This window comes from Coprobacillus sp. AF33-1AC (assembly GCF_003475785.1).
Classification (GTDB): Bacteria; Bacillota_I; Bacilli_A; order Erysipelotrichales; family Coprobacillaceae; genus Faecalibacillus.
The window spans coordinates 203,668-224,462 of the sequence record NZ_QRQB01000001.1 but is presented as its reverse complement, the minus strand read 5'-3'; the positions used below and the strand labels follow the sequence as shown (position 1 = coordinate 224,462).

Sequence of the window (20,795 nt, the reverse complement as noted above, 5' to 3'; positions counted from 1 at the left end):
CACTTTAAGTGTGTCCTTTTATTGTAAATAAGGAGCATGATTATGAAATATAAACGCGTATTATTAAAACTAAGTGGTGAAGCATTAGCTGGTGATGACAAAACTGGAATTAATGCTAAGACAGTTGCTAATATTGCAAGACAAATTAAAGATGCTAAAGATTTAGGTATCGAAATTGCTATTGTGTGTGGTGGCGGAAATATCTGGCGTGGTAAAGTTGGTGCGGATATGGGTATGGATCGTTCTACTGCAGATTACATGGGAATGCTTGCTACAGTTATGAATGGTTTAGCTGTTCAAAATGCTTTAGAAGCGCTTGATGTACCAACACGATTATTATCAGCAATCGAAATGAGACAAGTTGCTGAACCATATATTAGAAGACGTGCTGTTCGTCATTTAGAAAAAGGAAGAGTTGTTATTTTTGGTGCAGGTACGGGTAGTCCATTCTTTACTACTGATACAACAGCTGCACTTCGTGCTGCTGAAATTCAAGCAGATGTTATTTTGATGGCTAAAAATGGAGTAGATGGTGTTTATTCTGCTGACCCTAAAGTTGATGCTCAAGCAGTTAAATTTGATGAAATTACTTATAGTGATGTTTTAGCTAAAGATTTAAAAATCATGGATCAAACTGCTATAACTTTATGTAAAGATAATAATATTGACTTATGTGTATTCAATATGCAAGAAGAAGGAAATATTGCTAAAGCTTGTAATGGAAATAAAATAGGAACAACAATCTCTGGAGGAAACTCAAATGATTAATATGATTTTAGATGATACTCAAGAAAGAATGACAAAAGCTATTGATGCATTTAGACGTGAATTGCAAACTGTAAGAACTGGAAGAGCTAATCCTGCTATGCTTGATCGTGTAATGGTTAACTATTACGATACACCAACACCAATTAATCAAATTGCAGGTATCTCAGTTGTTGAAGGGCGTCAATTAGTAATTAAACCTTATGATCGTACTGTTTTAAAAGATTTAGAACATGCTATTTATGAAAGTGATTTAGGTTTAACTCCACAAAATGATGGTGAACTTATTCGTATTATGGTACCAGCACTTACAGAAGAACGTCGTAAAGAATTTGCAAAAAATGTTTGGAAGTTTGCTGAAAATGCCAAAGTTGCAATTCGTAATATTCGTCGTGATGCCAACGATGAAATCAAAAAGTGTGATGGAAGCGAAGATGAAATTAAATTTGGTCAAGATCGAGTACAAAAATTAACTGATAAATTTGTAAAAGAAATTGATGAGATTGCTAAAGAAAAAGAAAAAGATATCATGACAGTATAACAAAAGGATGGTTTCATCCTTTTGTTTTGTTTTTATTTTATATATGTTATAATATATCTCGTTATAAGGAGATATATTATGTTTAAAAGAAAGAAAAATAAAGACAATTATCAACTTGATATGAATAATATACCGGCTCATATAGCTTTTATTATGGATGGTAATGGTAGATGGGCAAAAAAGAGAAAAATGCCGAGGACATATGGGCATAATGAAGGAACAAAAACGATTAGAAATATTGCTTTAGAAGCCAATAAGTTAGGTGTAAAAGCAATGACAGTTTATGCTTTTTCTACAGAAAATTTTTCTCGTCCAGATGATGAAGTTCAATTTATTTTTAGATTACCTAAGACTTTTTTTGATCTTTATTTGAAGGAATTAATGGATAACAATGTGCGTATTTGTTATATAGGGCATTTAAACCGTGCACCACAAGCAACACAAGAAATTATTCAAGCAGCTATTGACCAAACAAAAAATAATACTGGTTTACAGTTGTGCTTTGCATTTATTTATGGCGGACGTGATGAAATTGTTGAAGCAACGAAAAAGATAGCTACATCTTTAAAAGAAGGAAAGATTACTGAAAATGATATTACAGAAGACTATTTTGAACAGCATCTTATGACTGCTTCTTTGCCACCAGTTGATTTGATGGTGAGAACAAGTGGTGAACAGCGTTTGTCTAATTTTTTATTGTGGCAACTTGCGTATGCTGAATTTATTTTTACACCTGTATATTGGCCGGATTTTAACGCTGAAGAATTGCATAAAGCTATTTGGATGTATCAAAATAGAGACCGACGTTTTGGAGGATTGAAATAATGAAACAAAGAATTATTACTGCGCTATGTTTAATTGCAGTTGTTGTTCCAGCAATTGTAATAGGGGGAACATTTTTTAAAGCCGTTATTGCAATTGTGACTGTTTTATCTGTTTATGAGATGTTGCACATTTGTACCCGTCCTAAAATCAAGATTTATATGTATATCGTTGTTTTGCTCTTTTTTGCTTTAGGCTTTTTTCAAAAAGATTCAGTTTTATTTATTCCAAGTGTATGCATTTTGGGATTTTTGGCTGTTTTATTAAGTACAATGATTTTTGATGAAACGCTTAATATTGAAAGAGTAGGATATATTTTTACAATGGGAACACTATTGTGCTGTGGTCTTCATGCTTTGTTAGTTATTCGTAATGATTATGGATTTGAATATTTATTATTACTTGCCTTTGCAACTTATGGAAGTGATACAGGTGCATATTTTGCTGGGATGACACTAGGGAAACATAAGCTTATTCCTAGATTATCACCTAAAAAAACTGTTGAAGGATCAATTGGTGGTATTTTGCTAGGAAGCTTGATTTCAATTGTCTTTGGTGTTTATTTTGGTGTTATTAAGGGAAATATGATGCTTATAGTTGCATGTATTGTTCTTACTATGACAAGTCAAATTGGTGACCTTGTTTTTAGTGCGGTTAAAAGAAACTTTGGGGTCAAAGATTATTCAAATTTATTGCCAGGGCATGGTGGTATTTTAGATAGAATTGATAGTGCTGTTTTTAATAGTATTGTGTTTAGTATTTTTTTGATGATTGCGGGGTTATAAAATGAAAAAGATAACTGTATTAGGGGTGACAGGATCCATCGGGGTTCAAACTGTCGATGTAGTCTATCATAATCCAAATGATTATATGATTGTTGGTATGTCAGCAGGACATAATATTTCTAAGTTAGAAGAAATTATTGAAAAAATACCGGTACAAGTTGTTTGTGTTATTGAAAAAAATGACGCAGAAATACTTGCAAAGAAATATCCGTATATTCGTTTTGTTTATGGACAAGCCGGTTTAATTGAAATTGCTACATTGTCGGATGTTGAAATTGTTTTAAATGCTATTGTAGGATTTGCTGGACTTATTCCAACTATTGAAGCAATTCGTCATCACAAGGATATTGCCTTAGCTAATAAGGAAACTTTGGTTGTTGCAGGGCATATTATTACGAAATTGGTTAAAGAATATCAAGTTCGTCTATTACCGGTTGATAGTGAACATTCTGCTATTTTCCAATCATTACAAGGAAATCAAAATAATAAAATTAAAAGAATTTTACTTACAGCAAGTGGCGGAAGTTTTCGTGATAAAACTAGAGAAGAACTTGTAGGTGTTTCCGTTAAAGAAGCTTTAAATCATCCTAATTGGTCAATGGGTGCTAAAATTACGATTGATAGTGCTACATTATTTAATAAAGGATTAGAAGTTATGGAAGCAAAATGGTTGTTTGATGTTGATTATGATAAAATCGAAGTATTAATTCATCCGGAAAGTATTTTACATTCAGCTGTTGAGTTTGAAGATACTTCAATTATTGGTCAAATGGGAATGCCAGACATGCGTTTGCCTATTCAATATGCTTTAACTTATCCTTTGAGGAAACCTCTTATTAAAGGAGAAAGTTTAGATTTAACAAAGATGGGTCAACTTACTTTTAAAAAGCCTGATTTCAAACGTTTTAGAGCATTAAAATTAGCTTATGATGCAGGTATAAAGGGTGGTAGTATGCCATGTGTATTAAATGGAGCAAATGAAGAAGCTAATCTTGCTTTTAGAAATGGTCAAATTGAATTTTTAGATATTGAAAGATTAGTTGAAGAAGCCATGAATGCCCATGATTGGATTGAAAATCCATCTGTTCAACAGTTATTAGATATTGATAGATGGGCTCGTGATTATGTAATAAAGAAGATAGGAGAGAGTCATGCAGACAATAATTAATCTACTTGTATTTTTTCTCATTTTAGGTGGTATTATTTTTATTCATGAACTAGGACATTTTTTAACAGCTAAGTTATTTGGCGTGTATTGTGCTGAGTTTTCATTAGGAATGGGACCTAAAATTTATTCAAGAAAAAAAGGTGAGACAGACTATCAAATTCGCGCTTTACCGATTGGTGGCTATGTTGCTATGGCTGGTGAAGCTGATCAAGAAGATAATGAATTGATGAAAGATGTCCCTTATGAGCGAACTTTAAAAGGAATTAAAACATGGAAAAAATGTATTATCATGTTAGCTGGTGTTTTCATGAATTTTGTTTTAGCTCTTGTTTTATTAATCGGTGTTTATTCGGTTATTGATGTTCAAACTAACCAGCCCATTATTGGTACAGTTGTTGAAAATAGTGGGGCTAATGAAGCTCACTTAAAAGTAGGAGATACAATTAAAAAAATCATTATCAACGATCATGAATCACTCATTGCTTCGTTTAGTGATATTCAAGAAGTTTTAGATAATGATAATCTTAATTTAAAGGCAAAGACTTTAGATATGACAGTTGTTATTGAAAGAAATCATCAAACTTTGAATAAAAAAGTAACGGCTCGTTTTGATCAAACAAATCAATGCTATAAAATAGGGATTACTGCTAAAACAAGACAATTATCATTTTTTGAAGCAATTAAGTACGGTTTTAATCAATTTGTTACGTATGCTTTTATCATCTTTACAACGTTGGGTAAATTAATTATAGATTCTGTTCATACTGTTGGTCAATTATCAGGACCTGCTGGAATTTACAGTGTCACTGCTCAAGTGACTGAATCTGGTTCTATAAGTTCATTGCTTTCTTTGACTGCTTTATTATCTACGAATATTGGAATGTTTAATTTATTGCCAATACCAGGATTAGATGGAAGCCAAGTTTTAATTGCACTTATTGAAAAAGCAATTCATCGAGAAATTCCAATTAAAGTTAAATATGTTTTACAGTTAGCTGGATTGGCTTTGGTTTTTGGGTTGATGATTTTTGTGACGATAAATGATATTGGAAAAATGTTGCACTAAGGGATTAAATGATCCCTTTTTTATGTTATAATCATTTTTAGACTTGAGGTGAAGACATGAATAAGTTAATTATATTATTAGAAAATTTAAATATAACTGAGCAAGTAACGGAATTGTTACATGCTTCTTTAGATAAGGTTATTGTTCATAAAAATAGTCATTACTCTTTTTATATTGAAAGTAAGTCTTTTATTCCTTTTGATGAATTTCAGCTTCTTTATCAAGGACTAAAACATTTTCCTTATCCTGCAGAGTTTTATTTGCATTATCAAGATGTAGATGTAACACAGTGTGATTGGTCGTTGTATTTAGGGTATATGATTGAAAATTTAAAACTAAATTATCCTATTTGCTCAACTCTTAGCATAGAAAATTTTAAAATTGATGATATTGTCACTGTGGCAGTATTAAATGAAATACAACTTGAGCAATATCAAAAGATGTATGCTGTTTTTAGCAATGAATTAGCAAAAATTGGGATTGATAAAAAAATTAAATTCTATATCAATCAAGATAATACTGAATTTAATGATTTAAAAGAGGAAATGGAAGTTTATGAGCCTGTAAAAGTTGATTTACAGACGTTAAAAAAAGAAGAACCCAAACCAACACCACAATTTGATTATAAGCGTCGTTATAAACGTGGTGAAGCGAGAGAAATGAAAATTGAAGAAATTGATAATAATACGATGGAAAAAAATTGTGTTATACGGGGATATGTTTTTAAAGTGGATATGATTAAAACAAGAGCTGGAAAACATATTCAGACGTTGTGGGTAACAGATTATACAAACTCTATTATGGTAAAACGTTTTGAAAACAATTCTTCTAATACAATTGAAGATCTTAAGTCAATTGGTAAAGGTAAAGTATGGGTTAAAGTAAGAGGTGAAACAAGACTGGATAGTTTTGCTCGTGAGATGGTCATAATGGCAAATGAAGTTGAAATTATAAAATCACCGCAACATCGTAAGGACTCTGCTGAAAAGAAGAGAGTAGAATTGCATACACATTCTAAAATGTCAGCGATGGATGGAATTGGTACGATTACTGACTATATTAATGCCGTTGCCTCTTGGGGACATAAGGCAATTGCGGTTACTGATCATGGTAATGTTCAATCTTTTCCAGAAGCTCAAATTGCAAGTTCAAAGGCTGGGATTAAAATGATCTATGGGGTTGAATTAAATATGATTGAACCTTATTTTGATATTGTTTTTAACGAGCGTGATATGTCGATAGAAGATGCAACCTATGTATCTTTCGATTTGGAAACAACAGGTTTTTCTGTTGTTCATGATGGAATTACAGAATTTGGTGCAGTTAAAATTAAAAATGGAGAAGTTATTGATCGTTTACAGAGTTTTATCAATCCAGGTAAAGAAATCTCTACTCGTATTAGCAACTTAACTAATATTACTAATGAGATGGTCTCAAATGCACCGACAATTAAAGAATTTTTACCTCAAATTTTAGATTTTTTTAGTGATTGTATTTTAGTTGCTCATAATGCAAAATTTGACATTGGTTTTTTAAATGAAAATTTAAAACGTAATCAAATGCCTACTATCAATAATCCTATTATTGATTCTTTAGCTCTGGCTAGAGCAATTATGAAACCAATGAAATCGTATCGATTAGGTGCTGTATGTCGTGTTTATCGTGTTGCTTATGATGATGAGGTAGCACATAGAGCTGATTATGACGCAGAAGTATTAGGAAGTGTTTTAACAATGATGCTTCATCAAATTATGCAAGATAATAAATATAATTTACTAGATTTAAATAAATTACAAAAAGATGATGCATATAAAATTGTTTTCCCATATCATATGACAGCTATTGCTTTAAATAAAGTTGGTTTAAAAAATATGTTTAAGATTGTATCTGAGGCTAATACAACTTATTTCCATGACGGTTCTAGAATTCCTAAAGAACGTTTGGAATTTTATCGAGAAGGCTTGCTTTATGGAACAAGTTGTTATCGCTCAGACGTCTTTGAAGCTGCAATGAATCAATCGCAAGAACGTTTAGAATCATTATTACAGTTCTATGACTATGTTGAAATCCAACCATTAGATGACTATTATCATTTGATAGACAGAGGACAAATTGAAAATCAAGATGATTTGATAGATTCTATTCTTCGTCTTATTGAAACGGCAAAAAAACTGAATAAAATCGTTGTAGCTACGGGTGATGTTCACTTTTTAGAAAAGAAGGATAAGATTTATCGAGATGTTTTCATTTCGCAGCCAAAAATTGGAATAGGGCATCGCGCGCATCCATTGTGTAATCGTAGAAATCCACGCGCTTTTACACCTTATCAATATTTACGCACTACAGATGAAATGCTAACATGTTATCCATATTTATCTCCACAAGATGCATATCAATATGTGGTTGAAAATACAAATAAGATAGCAGATATGGTTGAAGAAATTAGACCTGTACATGATCATTTGTTTACTCCTAAGATTGATAATGCTGATGAGAATTTGACGAAAATATGTTATGAAACAGCGCATAAACTATATGGTGAAAAATTACCTACTATTGTTGAAAAAAGATTAGAAAAAGAATTAAGTAACATTATTAAACATGGATTTGGGGTTATTTATTACATATCCCATTTACTAGTAAAGAAATCTAATGACGATGGTTATCTGGTAGGATCAAGGGGTTCAGTAGGTTCTTCATTTGTTGCTACTATGGCGGGCATTACTGAGGTTAATCCTTTACCACCACATTATGTTTGTTTACATTGTGGTTATAGTGAGTTTTTAGATGAAGGGGTTATTGCTGATGGCTATGACTTAGAAGATAAAGAATGTCCACATTGTCATCAAATGATGAAAGGAGAAGGTCATAATATTCCTTTTGAAACTTTCTTGGGGTTTAATGCAGATAAGGTACCCGATATAGATTTAAATTTCTCTGGTGCATATCAGGCAAAGGCACATGCTTTTACTAAAACTATTTTTGGTGAAGACCACGTTTTTAGAGCCGGAACGATTTCCACCGTTGCTGAAAAAACAGCCTATGGATATGCAAAAGGATATGCTGAAACATTAGGTATTGATAATCAAATTAGAAGTGCAGAACTCGAAAGAATTGCTGAAGGATGTGGCGGTGTAAAAAGAACGACTGGACAACATCCAGGTGGAATTATTGTTATACCTCGTGATTATGATGTTTTCGATTTTACACCTTATCAGTATCCTGCTGATGATCTATCAGCAGAGTGGCGAACAACCCATTTTGACTTCCATGCGATACATGATAATGTATTAAAGTTTGATATTTTAGGGCATGTTGATCCTACAGTTATTCGTATGTTACAAGATTTAACAGGTGTTGATCCTAAAACGATACCAACTAATGATAAGAAGGTCATGAGTTTATTTACAAGCAGTGAGGCGCTAGGTTGTGATTTAAGTTTTATTAACTGTAAAAATGGTGCTTTAGGTCTTCCTGAATTTGGTACAACTTTCGTAAGAGGAATGTTAGATCAAACAAAACCACAAACGTTTAATGACTTGGTCATTATTTCAGGGTTATCACATGGTACAGATGTATATTTAGGTAATGCTGAAACATTAATTAAAAATGGAACTTGTACTTTAAAAGAAGTTATTGGATGTCGTGATGATATTATGGTTTACTTAATTGAAAAAGGTCTACCTAATAAAGATGCATTTGATATTATGGAATGTGTTCGTAAAGGAAAATCACCAGCCGTTTTCCCTGAAAAGAAATATGAAGAATTAATGAAACAATACAACGTACCACAGTGGTATATTGATTCATGTAAAAAGATCAAGTACATGTTCCCTAAGGCACACGCTGTTGCTTATGTATTATCAGCTATTCGTGTAGCTTGGTGGAAACTTTATTATCCACTTGAGTATTATGCTGTATATTTTACAACTCGTTGTGATTTTTACGAAATAGAAACTTTAGTTGCTGGTAAAGAAGCTATCATGGCGAGAAGAAAAGAGATAGAAGAACTTAAGGCTAATCATCAAGCTTCAAATAAAGAAGAAGGGTTATGGGATGTTTTTGAAATTGCTCTAGAAATGATAGAAAGAGGATACCATTTTAATCCAATTAATTTAGAATTATCGGATGCAACAAACTTTATTTTAGACCCTTATGATGATAAGGGTTTGATTCCACCATTTTCTTCAGTTGATTCATTAGGTGAGTCTGTAGCAAAAACAGTCATTGAAGCAAGAAAAGTTAATCATTTTATCTCTAAAGAGGATGTTATTAAAAGAACGAAACTTAATAACTCTCATATAAAATTACTCACTAAAATGGGTGTTTTTGAGGGAATGCAAGAAGAAAATCAATTATCTTTATTTTAGATAAACTTGCTAAAATTAAATAGATATGATAAACTAATTTTAGTTTCAGAGAAACGAGTGGGGAGACCCACTCTTTATTATTGAATAGAGGTGAAAAAGTGGAACTACTAGAGAAAATTAAAGAAATGATTTTACCGTTAGTTGAACAACATGATTGTTATTTAGATGATATGGAATATGTTAAAGAACAAAATGAAATGTATTTACGTATTTATATTGAAAAAAATGAAGGGTATCTAGATATGGATACTTGTGTGGCTGTTAGTGAAGCAATTAGTGAGAAGTTAGATGAAACGGATCCAATTAAGGATGAGTATTATTTAGAAGTTTCATCACCTGGAATTGAAAAACCTTTAAAAACTTTTGAACAAGTTGAAAAATCAGTAGGAAGTTATGTTTACGCTAAATTTAAAAACCCCATTGCTGGATTAGATGAAGTTGAAGGATATTTGAAAACAATTGATGGAACAAATTTAGAATTTGAATATTTGGTTAAAAATATTAAAAAACGAGTAAACGTAGATTATAGTAATATTCAATTTATTAGATTAGCTGTGAAATTTTAGGAGGATTATAAAGTGGCTAGTAAAAAATTCATGGATGCATTAAATTTATTGATTGAAGAAAAAGGAATTGAAAAAGATGTCTTTTTAGAAATGCTTAAAGAATCAATTGCTAAAGCATATAAGAAAAATTATATGAATTCTGAAGCAAATGTAAGAGTTGAAATTAATGAAAAGACAGGTAAATTCAGACTTTTTGAAATTAGAACTGTTGTAGATGATTTACAAGATGAAGATTTAGAAGTTTCTTTAGATGAAGCTCATGAAATTAATAGTAATTATAAAGTAGGAGATATCATCGAAACTGAAGCAGATGTTGATCATATTGGACGTTTAGCAGCAATTCAAACAAAACAATTGTTTAGACAAAAAATACGAGAAACTGAAAAAGAAACATTATATAATGAATTTGCTGATAAAAAGGATGATATTATCACTGGTGTAGTAGAACGCGTTGAACCTAAATTTGCTATTATTAATATTGGAAAAACTGGAGCATTTTTAGGATCAAACCAACAAATTCCAGGAGAAAGATTAACTGAAGGACAACATGTAAAAGTATATGTAAGTGATGTTGATCGTGGTACAAAAGGAACACATATCGTTGTAAGTCGTACGGATCCTCATTTTGTAAAACGTCTATTTGAATTAGAAGTTCCAGAAGTTTATGAAGGAACAGTTGAGATTAAATCTGTTTCTCGTGAACCTGGAGAAAGAAGCAAAGTGGCTGTCTATACACAAGATGAAAACATTGATCCAATCGGTTCATGTGTAGGTCCTAAGGGATCACGTGTAAAAAATGTTGTTGATGAATTAAATGGTGAAATGATTGATATTATTGAATGGTCTAGTGATCCAGTTGTCTTTATTTCTCATGCGTTAAGTCCTTCTACTGTTATGTCAGTTACAATTAACGAAGAAGAACATAGTGCATTAGTGATTGTACCTGATGATCAATTATCATTAGCTATTGGTAAACGTGGACAAAATGCACGTTTAGCAGTTCGTTTAACTGGATGGAAAATTGATATCAAATCATTTAGTGAAGCTAACGAATTAGGTTTAGTTGTAGAAAAACAAGAAGAAGCTCCAGTTGATGATGATTTCCAAGAAGAATTTGCCCAAGAAATGATGGAAACATCTCAAGAAGCTAACGGTGCAAATGAAGCTGTTGAGGAAACTGAAGAAGCAGAATCATTACAAGAAAATGTACATCAAGATGATTACGATGACGAAGATGACTATGATTATGAAGATGATGATTATAGTAAATATGATGAAGACATTGATTATGATGAATACGACAAATATTATGATGAGGATTAAGGAGTAAAAATATGCGCAAAATTCCTTTGAGAAAATGTCTTGCAACGCAAGAACAATTACCAAAAAAAGATCTAATTCGTATTGTTCGTAATAAAGAAGGAGAAGTATTTGTTGATCCTACAGGTAAAATGAATGGTCGTGGTGCATATTTAAAACGTAGTCAAGAAGCACTTGATCTTGCTAAAAAGAAAAAGCTATTGGAAAGATCTTTACAAGTGGAAATTCCAAATGAAATATTTGAAGAATTGAAAGGATATTGTAAAGATGAATAATTATTTGAATTTACTAGGATTAGCAACACGTGCTCGTTCAACTGTAAGTGGAGAAACTCTTATTAAAGGTATCCAATCAAAAAATGTATGTTTTGTAGTTATTGCTTTAGATGCTAGTGAAAATGCAAAAAAGAAGATTACAGATAAATGTCAATATTATGGTGTTGATTATGTATTAATTGGTGATACAGTAAGTATATCAAGGGCTATTGGAAAATATAATCGAGTAGCAGTTGGAATTACGAATGCAGGCTTTGCAAAGAAAATTAAAGATGAGATAGGAGGGTGATTTTATGGCAAAACAAAACAAAAAGAAAAAAGGTGCACCTAAGAAGAAACAATTACAATCTAATTTTTCTCATAAGAAAGAAGAAAAAGTTGTAAAAGATGGTGTGGTTTCTTACGAAGAAGGGATCACTGTTGGTGAATTGGCTGAAAAAATTGGTCAAACTCCTGCTAATGTCATTAAAGTACTATTTTTATTAGGAATTATGGTTACAATTAATTCTACTTTAACAGATGAACAAGTAGAATTAATATGTCTAGAATATAATTTAGAGTGTGAAAAACATGTTCCTGTAGATGAAGTTAATTTTGAAAATGTTGAAATTGTTGACAAAGAGGAAGATTTACAACCTCGATGTCCAGTTGTTACAATTATGGGACATGTTGACCATGGTAAAACAACACTACTTGATACAATTCGTAAATCAGCAGTTGTTGAAGGTGAATTTGGAGGTATTACACAACATATTGGTGCATACCAAGTTGATGTAAATGGAAGTAAAGTTACATTTTTAGATACACCTGGGCATGAAGCCTTTACAGCAATGCGTGCTCGTGGAGCTCAGGTTACTGATATTGTTATTATTGTTGTTGCTGCTGATGATGGTGTTATGCCTCAAACTAAAGAAGCAATTGACCATGCTAAAGCTGCAGGTGTTCCTATTGTTGTAGCTATCAATAAGATTGATAAAGAAGGTGCTGATCCTGAAAGAATTAAAAGTGAAATGTCTGAAGAAGGATTATTACCAGAAGAATGGGGTGGAGATACAGTATATTGCGAAATCTCTGCTAAAAAAGGAATTGGTATCGACTCATTATTAGAAACACTTACTATTGTTGCTGAATTATCTGATTTAAAAGCAAATCCTAATCGTTATGCATATGGTACAGTTGTTGAGGGTAAATTAGATAAGGGACGTGGTCCTGTGGCAACTTTATTAGTTGAAAATGGGACACTAAGAGCAAGTGATCCAATTGTTGTAGGTACTGCATTTGGTCGTGTTAGACAAATGGTTGATGATCGAGGACGTGTTATCAAAGAAGCATTACCTGGAACTCCTGTTGAAATTACTGGTTTAAATGAAGTACCAGTTGCAGGTGATAAGTTTATGGTTTTTGAATCAGAAAAACAAGCGCGTAGTGTTGGTGAAACACGTATGAAGGCTAAAATTGAAAAAGATCGTAACTCTGGCGCAGCTATGTCTTTAGATGATTTATATTCACAAATTAAAGAAGGTCAAATTCAAGATTTAAATATTATAGTTAAAGCTGATGTTCAAGGTACTGCCGAAGCAGTAAAAGCATCTTTAGAAAAAATTGAAGTTGAAGGTGTCAGAGTTAATGTTATCCGTTCAACAGTAGGTGCCATTTCTGAATCAGATGTTATTTTAGCAAGTGCATCTCAAGCTATTATTTATGGATTCAATGTACGACCTGATGCTAAAGTTAGAAATAAAGCAGACGAAGAAGGCGTAGAAATTCGTTTACACAATGTTATTTATAAAATGGTAGAAGAAATTGAAACTGCTATGAAGGGTATGCTAGCTCCTGAATTAAAAGAAGTTGTTACAGGACAAGCAGAAATTAGACAAGTTATCAAAGCAAGTAAAGTTGGTAATATTGCAGGATGTTATGTTACTGATGGTTCAATTAAAAGAAATAGTGGTATCCGTTTAATTAGAGATGGTATTGTCGTTTATGAAGGTAAATTAGGATCATTACGTCGTTTTAAAGATGATGTAAAAGAAGTTAATGCTGGATTTGAATGCGGATTAAGTATTGAAAACTTTAACGATATTAAAGAAGGAGATATTGTTGAAGGATACATTATGGAAGAAGTTGCTCGTGATTAAAAGAGGTGTATGATATGTCTTTGAAAACAGAAAGAATTAATGCCAATATTTTACGAGAATTATCTTTAATTCTTCAAAATGAAGTACGTAATAAGGAATTAAATTTATGTACAATTACAGCTGTTGAAACAACAACTGATTTATCAATTTCTAAAGTATATGTTACTTTTTTAGGAAAGGATTATAATCAAAGAAAAGGGATGGAAGCTCTTGATAAATCAAAAGGCTTCATTCGATCACAATTAGCAAAAAAATTGAAAATAAGAAAATGTCCTGAACTTCATTTTGTTTTAGATACTTCTTTAGAATATGGAAATAAAATTGAAAGTATTTTAAATGATTTAAATAATAAATAATCCAGATTTTTGAAGTGAACCGAAAAAGTTGGACAACTTAGGAGGTTCACTTTTTATTATGGCTAAACTTACAAACGAACAAAAATTTGAAATTTACAATAAAAGAAAAATGGGATACACATTAAACATGCTTTCGACTGAATATAATATCAATGTGCACGGTATTGAATATCTTGTACGATTGATAGATAAAAATGGATTCGATGTTCTTAGAAAAGATAGAAACAGATATTATTCTCCCAAATTTAAAGAAAAAGCATTGAGAAGAGTGCTTATCGATGGAGAATCAATTACAGCGGTAGCTATTGATATTGGCTTATCAAGTAGAGGAATATTGGCCAATTGGGTTAAATCTTATGTTGAAAACGGGTATAATATTGTTGAAAAGAAAAGAGGACAACATGACAAACAAAAAGAAAGAAATGACACAGTCAGAAATGCAGAAAAGGATCGAAGAACTGTAACTTCAGAACCTTCGCTTACGTGTCGAGAACGAATACTTAAAAAAATTGGATGCCTTAGTTATGGAACGAAAGAAGAAAGAACTAAAGAAATAGTAAAGGCTATAACAGAACTAAGGCAGGAATTAAATCTGAGCTTAGCATTTATTCTGGATACTATTAATTCTAATGAGGATCTTCCACATATTGCCAAATCCGTTTATTATTACACTCTTAGTAAAATTGACAAAGATGATAAGAATGATGAAATAATGGTGGAAATAATCAATATCTTTTACACCCACAAAGAACGTTATGGGTATCGAAGAATTCATCTAGAATTGTTGAATAAGGGATATAAAGTGTCTCATGTCGCGTATGGGCCTATATACACTTAATCCTGCACCTAAACAAAGATACAACTCTTATAAAGGGGATATGAATGGTGTTTGTAAGAATCTTCTTCTAGAAAGAAAGAAAAATAAACACACAGGAAAAATTAATGAAAAAAGAAATTTTGAAACTACTTCTGTAAAACAGAAATGGACTACCGATGTATCCGAATTCAAGATAGCAGCAGGAAAATTATATTTATCTCCAATTATGGATATATACAATCGCGAGATAGTTGGATTTGATATCTCAGACACACCTAATCTATTCCAAATATATAGAATGTTGGATATGGCTTTTGAAAAATTTGACAGTCTCGAAGGCTTGATTTTTCATTCTGATCAGGGATGGAAATACCAACATTTTTCATATCATAAAAGATTAGAAGAAAAAGGAATTTTCCAATCTATGTCTCGTAAAGGAAACAGTTTAGATAATTCCCCAATGGAAAATTTCTTTGGAAAAATGAAATGTTTTATGGATTTGAAAATACATTTGAATCATTAGAAAATTTAAAACAAGCGATGATAGATTATATTCATTATCATAATAATTATAGAATTACAGTAAAAGGAAAAGGCTTAACTCCTTTACAAATTAGGAATCAAGCCTTATCATTAAGTTAATTATTTTTTTGTCCAACAAAGTCGGTTCAGTATATTTTTCTGGATTTTTTATTTAGCGAGTTGATTTATGCTATAATAGTCTATATAGATGGAGGTATAATAATGATTGAATTAAAAAATGAATTTTTAACTGTTGGATTACATCCTAAAGGAGCTGAAATCCATCGTATTGAAGGAAATCAAGATCATATTAATTACATGTGGAAAAGAGATCCTCGTCAATGGGCAAGCAGTGCTCCTATTTTATTTCCAATAGTTGGTGCTGTGAGAAATGATGAATACCGTATTGGTGATAAGAAATACCATTTAACACAACATGGTTTTGCACGTCATAATGAATTTAATACCAATCAAGTAGATGATACAAAAGTTATTTTTACACTAGAACCTAATGAAGAAATAAAAAAACAATATCCTTATGCTTTTTTATTAGAAGTAACTTATACACTTAGTAAGAATAATCTATCATGTCATATTAATGTAAAAAATACTGATCAACAAGATATTTATTTTCAAGTAGGAGGACATCCTGCTTTTGCATGCCCTTTTATGGATGGAGAATCAAGCAATGATTACTATGTTGAAATGAGTGAACCTGAGACATTAAATAGAAAAATTATTGATGTAGCTAAAAGAGGAATGTCACATATTGAAGAACCATTCTATGATCAAGAACAACGTTTCTTTGTGCGTCAACAATTATTTGATCGAGATGCTATTGTTTTTAAAAATTTTAAATCAGAAAGTATTTCTTTAAAATCATTGAATCATGATAAATCAATTGTTTTTCATATGCATGGTTTTGATCATGTAGGTTTATGGACTGCAAAACATGTTGGTGATTTGCTTGCTATTGAACCATGGGTGGGACATGCAGATTACGTTGATTTTGACGGAGAACTTAAAGATAAAGAAAGTGCAGTTTGCTTAAAGCCAAATGAACAATTCGAATGTGAATTTGTTATTGAAATCAACCAATAATGACAAGATTTTAGTTTTAAATCATATATAATTTTTTCATGAAAGTTAAAATTATTGAAACAACACATGAATTGGATTTACAAGACGATATTAATGAATTCTTAAAAAATAATTATCATATTTATGATATGAAGTATCAAGTAGCAATGTGTTTTTCAAACGAGTTGGAATATTCTTTTAGTTGTCTCATCTTGTATGATGAAAATGTATAAATTAAAGCTAATAAGTCCACTATAAAGATGGAGGTGGAATTATGGCTAAAGATGTTTGCTGTGATGTACATTCATGTGTTTATAATGCAAATAAAAAATGTGAAGCTAACGAAATTAAAGTTTGTACATGTCATTGTCAAGATGCTCATTCTAATAAAGAAACGGAATGTCATACTTTTAAAATGAAATAACATTGTTTCATTCATTTACCACCATCTCTATGATATGTGATATAATAGAGATGGTGATTTTTTATGAAGAAAATATTACTTTGTTTCATGATTTGCATGACTTTAATAGGATGTCAAAGCAAGTCTACGACAAATGAAAAACAAATTTATCAAAAATACTTGGAAAAATTAAAAACTAATCAGCAGTTTGAAACTAAAACGAATGATTTTAGGATAAAAGTTGTTCTTAATCAATTAAAAAATAAACAAGTACGTTATGACTTGATTATTGACGAACCAGCAATTGTGATGAAAAATATTAAAGTTTTAACAATGATTGATGGACAAAAAGATAATGATTTTCCTAGTTTGGGAATTATTGATCAAAACCAATATTCTCTTATACCTCATCAATATGATGAAAAGAAAAATATATACAAAGGGATTCATTTATCAGGATTAACAAAAAATAAAAAAATCACGTTAAAAATATATATTTATTATGAAAATGATCAGAAAGTAGAAAGGTATTTTAAAATAGATGAAAATGCGATTAGATAAACTTTTAGCTCATTATGGAATAGGGACGAGAAAAGAAGTAAAAAGTTATATTCGAAAGGGATTTGTTACGGTTAATAACGAAATAATAAAAAAAGATGATTTTAAGGTTGATTATGAAAATGATATCATTGAATTTGATGAACAGATCATTCACTATCAACCTTATGTTTACATTATGATGAATAAACCTGCAGGTTTTGTATGTGCAACTGAAGATAATGTACATAAAACAGTAATCGATCTTATTGATGATTATGGACAATATGAATTGTTTCCTGTGGGAAGATTAGATTTGGATACAGAAGGATTGCTTATCATTAGTAACGATGGTGATTTTGCACACCGTTTATTAGCTCCAAGCCGTCATCATTCAAAATTATATTATGCGCGTGTTAAGGGGATTATGACTGAAGAAGATGTTCAATCATTTTTGTCTGGTATAACAATTGATCATTATCGATGCTTACCTGCTCATTTGAAGATTTTAAAAGTTCAAGATGGTTATAGTGAAGTAGAAATTGAAATATTTGAAGGTAAATTTCATCAAGTAAAAAAAATGGTTCAAAAAGTCGGTAAAGAAGTAGTCTATTTAAAGCGAATCAAAATAAGAAATTTACAATTGGATCCTCAATTAAAATTAGGAGATTATAGAGAATTAAGTCAAAATGAATTAGTCGACTTAATGCATGATTTATGATAAAATAGGAACAGTTTAAGGAGGGAATAATGTGCGTTTAAGAAATAACCCTAAAGCATATGATATTATGGCGGAAAACAGTGATTTAGTTATATTAGAACCAGAATCATTGAAAGGTCAATTACATAAACAATTTGAAAAAGAACAACCTTTATTTATTGAGATTGGTATGGGTAAAGGTGATTTTATATATGAAAATGCTAAGAGATATCCGGAAAATAATTATATAGGTATTGAAAAATATCCTAGTGTGTTAGCAGCGGCTATTAATAAAATGAAGAAAAAAGATATACCAAGCAATTTACGTTTAATGCACTATGATGCAATTGAGTTAGAAAAAGTGTTTGATAAAAATGAAGTAGATAAGATTTATCTTAATTTTAGTGATCCATGGCCTAAAACACGCCATGCTAAAAGAAGATTGACTTCAAAGGCTTTTTTAGATGTCTATCAAAATATTTTAAAACAGTATGGGAAAATTGAGTTTAAAACAGATAATCGTGGATTGTTTGAATATTCAATTATGTCTGTAAATGATAATAAAATGTTTATTGATGATATTTGTTTAGATTTACATCATAGTGATCAAAATGAAAATAATATTATGACAGAATATGAAAGAAAATTTTCAGTAAATGGACCTATTTATAAGATGGTTATTTGTTTTGAAAAGGAGAAAAATAATGGATAACTTTGAAGAAATACATAATATTGAAGAATATAAAACAGTTATTCAAACACGTTGTATTATTCTATTTACAGCTAATTGGTGTCCAGATTGTATGTTTATTAAACCTTTTATTGGTGATGTAGCAAAAAATAATCCTGAATTTAAATATTACATGATCAATCGTGATTTGATGATTGATTTATGTAAAGAATTGGATATTATGGGCATTCCTTCATTTGTAGCCTATGATCATGGACTTGAAATTGGTCGCTTTGTGAGTAAATTACGCAAAACAAGAGAAGAAATTGAAAAGTTCATTGAGTCAGTAAAATAAATGTTAAAGATTTTTTGCATTGAGTAGAGGAGGATGATTATGTTTAAAAATTTTTTCAAGAAATATGATGAAGATGATGTTTTTGAAACAGTTGATCCAATTGTTGAAAAAAGAAGAAATGAAAAATTTTCTAAACCATTAATTTATGATGATGAATTTGATGAAGTAAAAAAAGAACCTGAAGAAAAAAAACAAGTTCAAACAAAAACTACACCTAAACAAAAGTTTGTTAAACCAGTTGAAAAAACTGAAACAAAAAAGAGTAATGTTTATGAAATGATGGATATTATTTCTCCTATGTTTGGAAAAAGTGATAAGGAAGAAAAAAAAGTAAAAAAACCAACGGTTACTAAACCTAAGAAAAAGTCAAAATATCAATCAGATTCTTTAGTGCAAGTTATTAGCCCTTATTATGGAAATTTTGAAGAAAAAACTGATATTGAATCTGAAGCATTACTAACTCCTACTGAAGATGAACCTGAAGTAGAAATTGTTGAAGAAAATAAAGTATTAGAAAATAAAGAAGAAAAACTTCCAACTGTTGAAGATAATTTAAGAAATATAGCTAAAATTGTAGAAGAAGAAAAAGATCAATTAAAGATTATTGAAGAACGTACAGGTGAATTTAAATTAGATTTTAATGATAAAAAAGATAATCAAGATAATTCATTAATTGATGAAATTGATGATAATATGTCTTTAGATGAATTAATGAATTTATATGAAAAGAAATTTAAAGACTAATGATACGTGGTATTGGAACGGATATTTGTGATTTAAATCGATTATCTTTAAATGAGTCTTTTGTTAAAAGAATATTATGTAAAGAAGAATTAGAAGTGTATCAAACAAAAAAAACTGATCATTTAAAAAGAGAGTATTTGGGAGGACGTTTTGCTGTTAAAGAAGCATTTATTAAAGCTTATGGAAAAATTCCTTTTCAAGATATTTGCTGTTTAAATGATCAAGAGGGAAAACCTTATTTAAATTATGATAAATGTCATGTATCATTGTCACATGAACATGATTATGCCATTGCTTTTGTTATTGTAGAATTCTAACTTTTTGGGATTTTTAAAGTTATATAAGTCAACATATGTCCTTTTGTGCAAGATTCCTATAAATATATCAAACGCTTGTTAATATAAAAATAGAGAAAAGGAGGAATTGAGCATGTTAAACTCAGTATCAGTTGTTGGAAGACTAGTTTCTGACATTGAATTTAAGAAAAATAAGAAAGGACAAAAAGAAGGGCATTTTACACTTCAAGTTAAAAATCCATTTCGTAGTGAATTGGGTCATGAATTTTTTGATACTTTTCCGATCACTGCTTGGAGAGGTGCTGCCGAAATGTTAAATGATTGTGCTCCAAAAGGAGCAATAATGGCAATTAGAGGACGTTTATATAAAGAATATATTCAAGTTGGTGATGAAGAGTATCCAACTATTGTTGTAATGGCTGAGGTTGTAGAGTTATTAGATAAACATTTTATAAGTAGAATGTAAATTAATATTAGAAGTGAGGTAGAAATTTGGTGA

23 protein-coding genes and 1 pseudogene are annotated in these 20,795 nt (G+C 30.7%); all 24 read left to right on the top strand.

The annotated features are described in order from the left end of the window. Positions 1–42 precede the first annotated feature (42 nt). The 24 genes and pseudogenes from pyrH (at position 43) to DWZ53_RS01045 (ending at position 20,762) form a co-directional block, all read left to right on the top strand. Complete coding sequence (gene pyrH / locus DWZ53_RS01160; protein ID WP_118431172.1) at positions 43–768, top strand: UMP kinase; 726 nt, start codon at positions 43–45, stop codon at positions 766–768. Then, entirely contained in the window at positions 761–1,306 is a 546-nt protein-coding gene (gene frr, locus DWZ53_RS01155) for a ribosome recycling factor (protein ID WP_118431170.1), read from the top strand. The genes pyrH and frr overlap by 8 nt, the downstream gene beginning before the upstream one ends. Before the next feature lie 78 nt (positions 1,307–1,384). Beyond that, the gene (locus DWZ53_RS01150) at positions 1,385–2,131 is read left to right on the top strand and encodes an isoprenyl transferase (RefSeq protein WP_118431168.1); all 747 of its coding nucleotides are present in this window, start codon (positions 1,385–1,387) and stop codon (positions 2,129–2,131) included. Next, positions 2,131–2,913 (top strand): phosphatidate cytidylyltransferase, encoded by a 783-nt coding sequence (locus DWZ53_RS01145; protein WP_118431166.1) that lies wholly within the window; start codon positions 2,131–2,133, stop codon positions 2,911–2,913. Before DWZ53_RS01150 ends, DWZ53_RS01145 begins: the two co-directional genes overlap by 1 nt. Position 2,914: 1 nt before the next feature. Beyond that, entirely contained in the window at positions 2,915–4,081 is a 1,167-nt protein-coding gene (locus DWZ53_RS01140; RefSeq protein ID WP_118431164.1) for a 1-deoxy-D-xylulose-5-phosphate reductoisomerase, read from the top strand. Then, positions 4,065–5,147, top strand: coding sequence for an RIP metalloprotease (locus DWZ53_RS01135; RefSeq protein ID WP_118431162.1), 1,083 nt, complete (start codon positions 4,065–4,067; stop codon positions 5,145–5,147). The genes DWZ53_RS01140 and DWZ53_RS01135 overlap by 17 nt, the downstream gene beginning before the upstream one ends. A gap of 56 nt (positions 5,148–5,203) precedes the next feature. Then, a complete protein-coding gene (locus tag DWZ53_RS01130) occupies positions 5,204–9,517 on the top strand; it encodes a PolC-type DNA polymerase III (protein WP_118431160.1) in 4,314 nt (1,437 codons plus the stop codon). Between the two features lie 98 nt (positions 9,518–9,615). Next, positions 9,616–10,083, top strand: coding sequence for a ribosome maturation factor RimP (gene rimP / locus DWZ53_RS01125; protein WP_118431158.1), 468 nt, complete (start codon positions 9,616–9,618; stop codon positions 10,081–10,083). Positions 10,084–10,095: 12 nt separating this feature from the next. Then, entirely contained in the window at positions 10,096–11,406 is a 1,311-nt protein-coding gene (nusA, locus tag DWZ53_RS01120) for a transcription termination factor NusA (RefSeq protein ID WP_118431157.1), read from the top strand. Positions 11,407–11,417: 11 nt separating this feature from the next. Beyond that, positions 11,418–11,678 carry an RNase P modulator RnpM gene (gene rnpM, locus DWZ53_RS01115; protein WP_118431155.1) on the top strand — a complete coding sequence of 87 codons (261 nt, stop codon included), beginning with the start codon at positions 11,418–11,420 and terminating at the stop codon, positions 11,676–11,678. Continuing rightward, positions 11,671–11,967 (top strand): ribosomal L7Ae/L30e/S12e/Gadd45 family protein, encoded by a 297-nt coding sequence (locus DWZ53_RS01110; protein ID WP_118431153.1) that lies wholly within the window; start codon positions 11,671–11,673, stop codon positions 11,965–11,967. The genes rnpM and DWZ53_RS01110 overlap by 8 nt, the downstream gene beginning before the upstream one ends. Before the next feature lie 4 nt (positions 11,968–11,971). Next, positions 11,972–13,816, top strand: a complete 1,845-nt coding sequence (gene infB, locus DWZ53_RS01105) for a translation initiation factor IF-2 (protein WP_118431151.1) — start codon at positions 11,972–11,974, stop codon at positions 13,814–13,816. A gap of 14 nt (positions 13,817–13,830) precedes the next feature. Next, positions 13,831–14,172 carry a 30S ribosome-binding factor RbfA gene (gene rbfA / locus DWZ53_RS01100; RefSeq protein WP_118431149.1) on the top strand — a complete coding sequence of 114 codons (342 nt, stop codon included), beginning with the start codon at positions 13,831–13,833 and terminating at the stop codon, positions 14,170–14,172. A gap of 58 nt (positions 14,173–14,230) precedes the next feature. After that, a pseudogene (locus DWZ53_RS01095) lies at positions 14,231–15,631 on the top strand (IS3 family transposase). Positions 15,632–15,733: 102 nt separating this feature from the next. After that, positions 15,734–16,612 (top strand): aldose 1-epimerase family protein, encoded by an 879-nt coding sequence (locus DWZ53_RS01090; protein WP_118431147.1) that lies wholly within the window; start codon positions 15,734–15,736, stop codon positions 16,610–16,612. A 38-nt stretch (positions 16,613–16,650) separates the two neighbouring features. Beyond that, positions 16,651–16,824, top strand: coding sequence for a sporulation protein Cse60 (locus tag DWZ53_RS01085; protein WP_118431145.1), 174 nt, complete (start codon positions 16,651–16,653; stop codon positions 16,822–16,824). A 41-nt stretch (positions 16,825–16,865) separates the two neighbouring features. After that, positions 16,866–17,015, top strand: coding sequence for a DUF1540 domain-containing protein (locus DWZ53_RS01080; protein WP_118431143.1), 150 nt, complete (start codon positions 16,866–16,868; stop codon positions 17,013–17,015). A 63-nt stretch (positions 17,016–17,078) separates the two neighbouring features. Continuing rightward, positions 17,079–17,555: a hypothetical protein gene (locus DWZ53_RS01075; RefSeq protein WP_118431141.1), complete on the top strand. Its 477-nt coding sequence runs from the start codon at positions 17,079–17,081 to the stop codon at positions 17,553–17,555. Next, the gene (locus tag DWZ53_RS01070) at positions 17,536–18,252 is read left to right on the top strand and encodes a pseudouridine synthase (RefSeq protein WP_118431139.1); all 717 of its coding nucleotides are present in this window, start codon (positions 17,536–17,538) and stop codon (positions 18,250–18,252) included. Before DWZ53_RS01075 ends, DWZ53_RS01070 begins: the two co-directional genes overlap by 20 nt. A gap of 31 nt (positions 18,253–18,283) precedes the next feature. Further along, positions 18,284–18,943, top strand: a complete 660-nt coding sequence (trmB, locus tag DWZ53_RS01065) for a tRNA (guanosine(46)-N7)-methyltransferase TrmB (RefSeq protein ID WP_118431137.1) — start codon at positions 18,284–18,286, stop codon at positions 18,941–18,943. Beyond that, positions 18,936–19,256 carry a thioredoxin family protein gene (locus tag DWZ53_RS01060; protein WP_118431135.1) on the top strand — a complete coding sequence of 107 codons (321 nt, stop codon included), beginning with the start codon at positions 18,936–18,938 and terminating at the stop codon, positions 19,254–19,256. The genes trmB and DWZ53_RS01060 overlap by 8 nt, the downstream gene beginning before the upstream one ends. Positions 19,257–19,295: 39 nt before the next feature. Next, positions 19,296–20,000, top strand: a complete 705-nt coding sequence (locus tag DWZ53_RS01055; protein WP_118431133.1) for a hypothetical protein — start codon at positions 19,296–19,298, stop codon at positions 19,998–20,000. After that, positions 20,000–20,317 (top strand): holo-ACP synthase, encoded by a 318-nt coding sequence (gene acpS, locus DWZ53_RS01050; RefSeq protein ID WP_118431131.1) that lies wholly within the window; start codon positions 20,000–20,002, stop codon positions 20,315–20,317. Before DWZ53_RS01055 ends, acpS begins: the two co-directional genes overlap by 1 nt. A gap of 112 nt (positions 20,318–20,429) precedes the next feature. Further along, entirely contained in the window at positions 20,430–20,762 is a 333-nt protein-coding gene (locus DWZ53_RS01045) for a single-stranded DNA-binding protein (RefSeq protein ID WP_118431129.1), read from the top strand. Positions 20,763–20,795 lie beyond the last annotated feature (33 nt).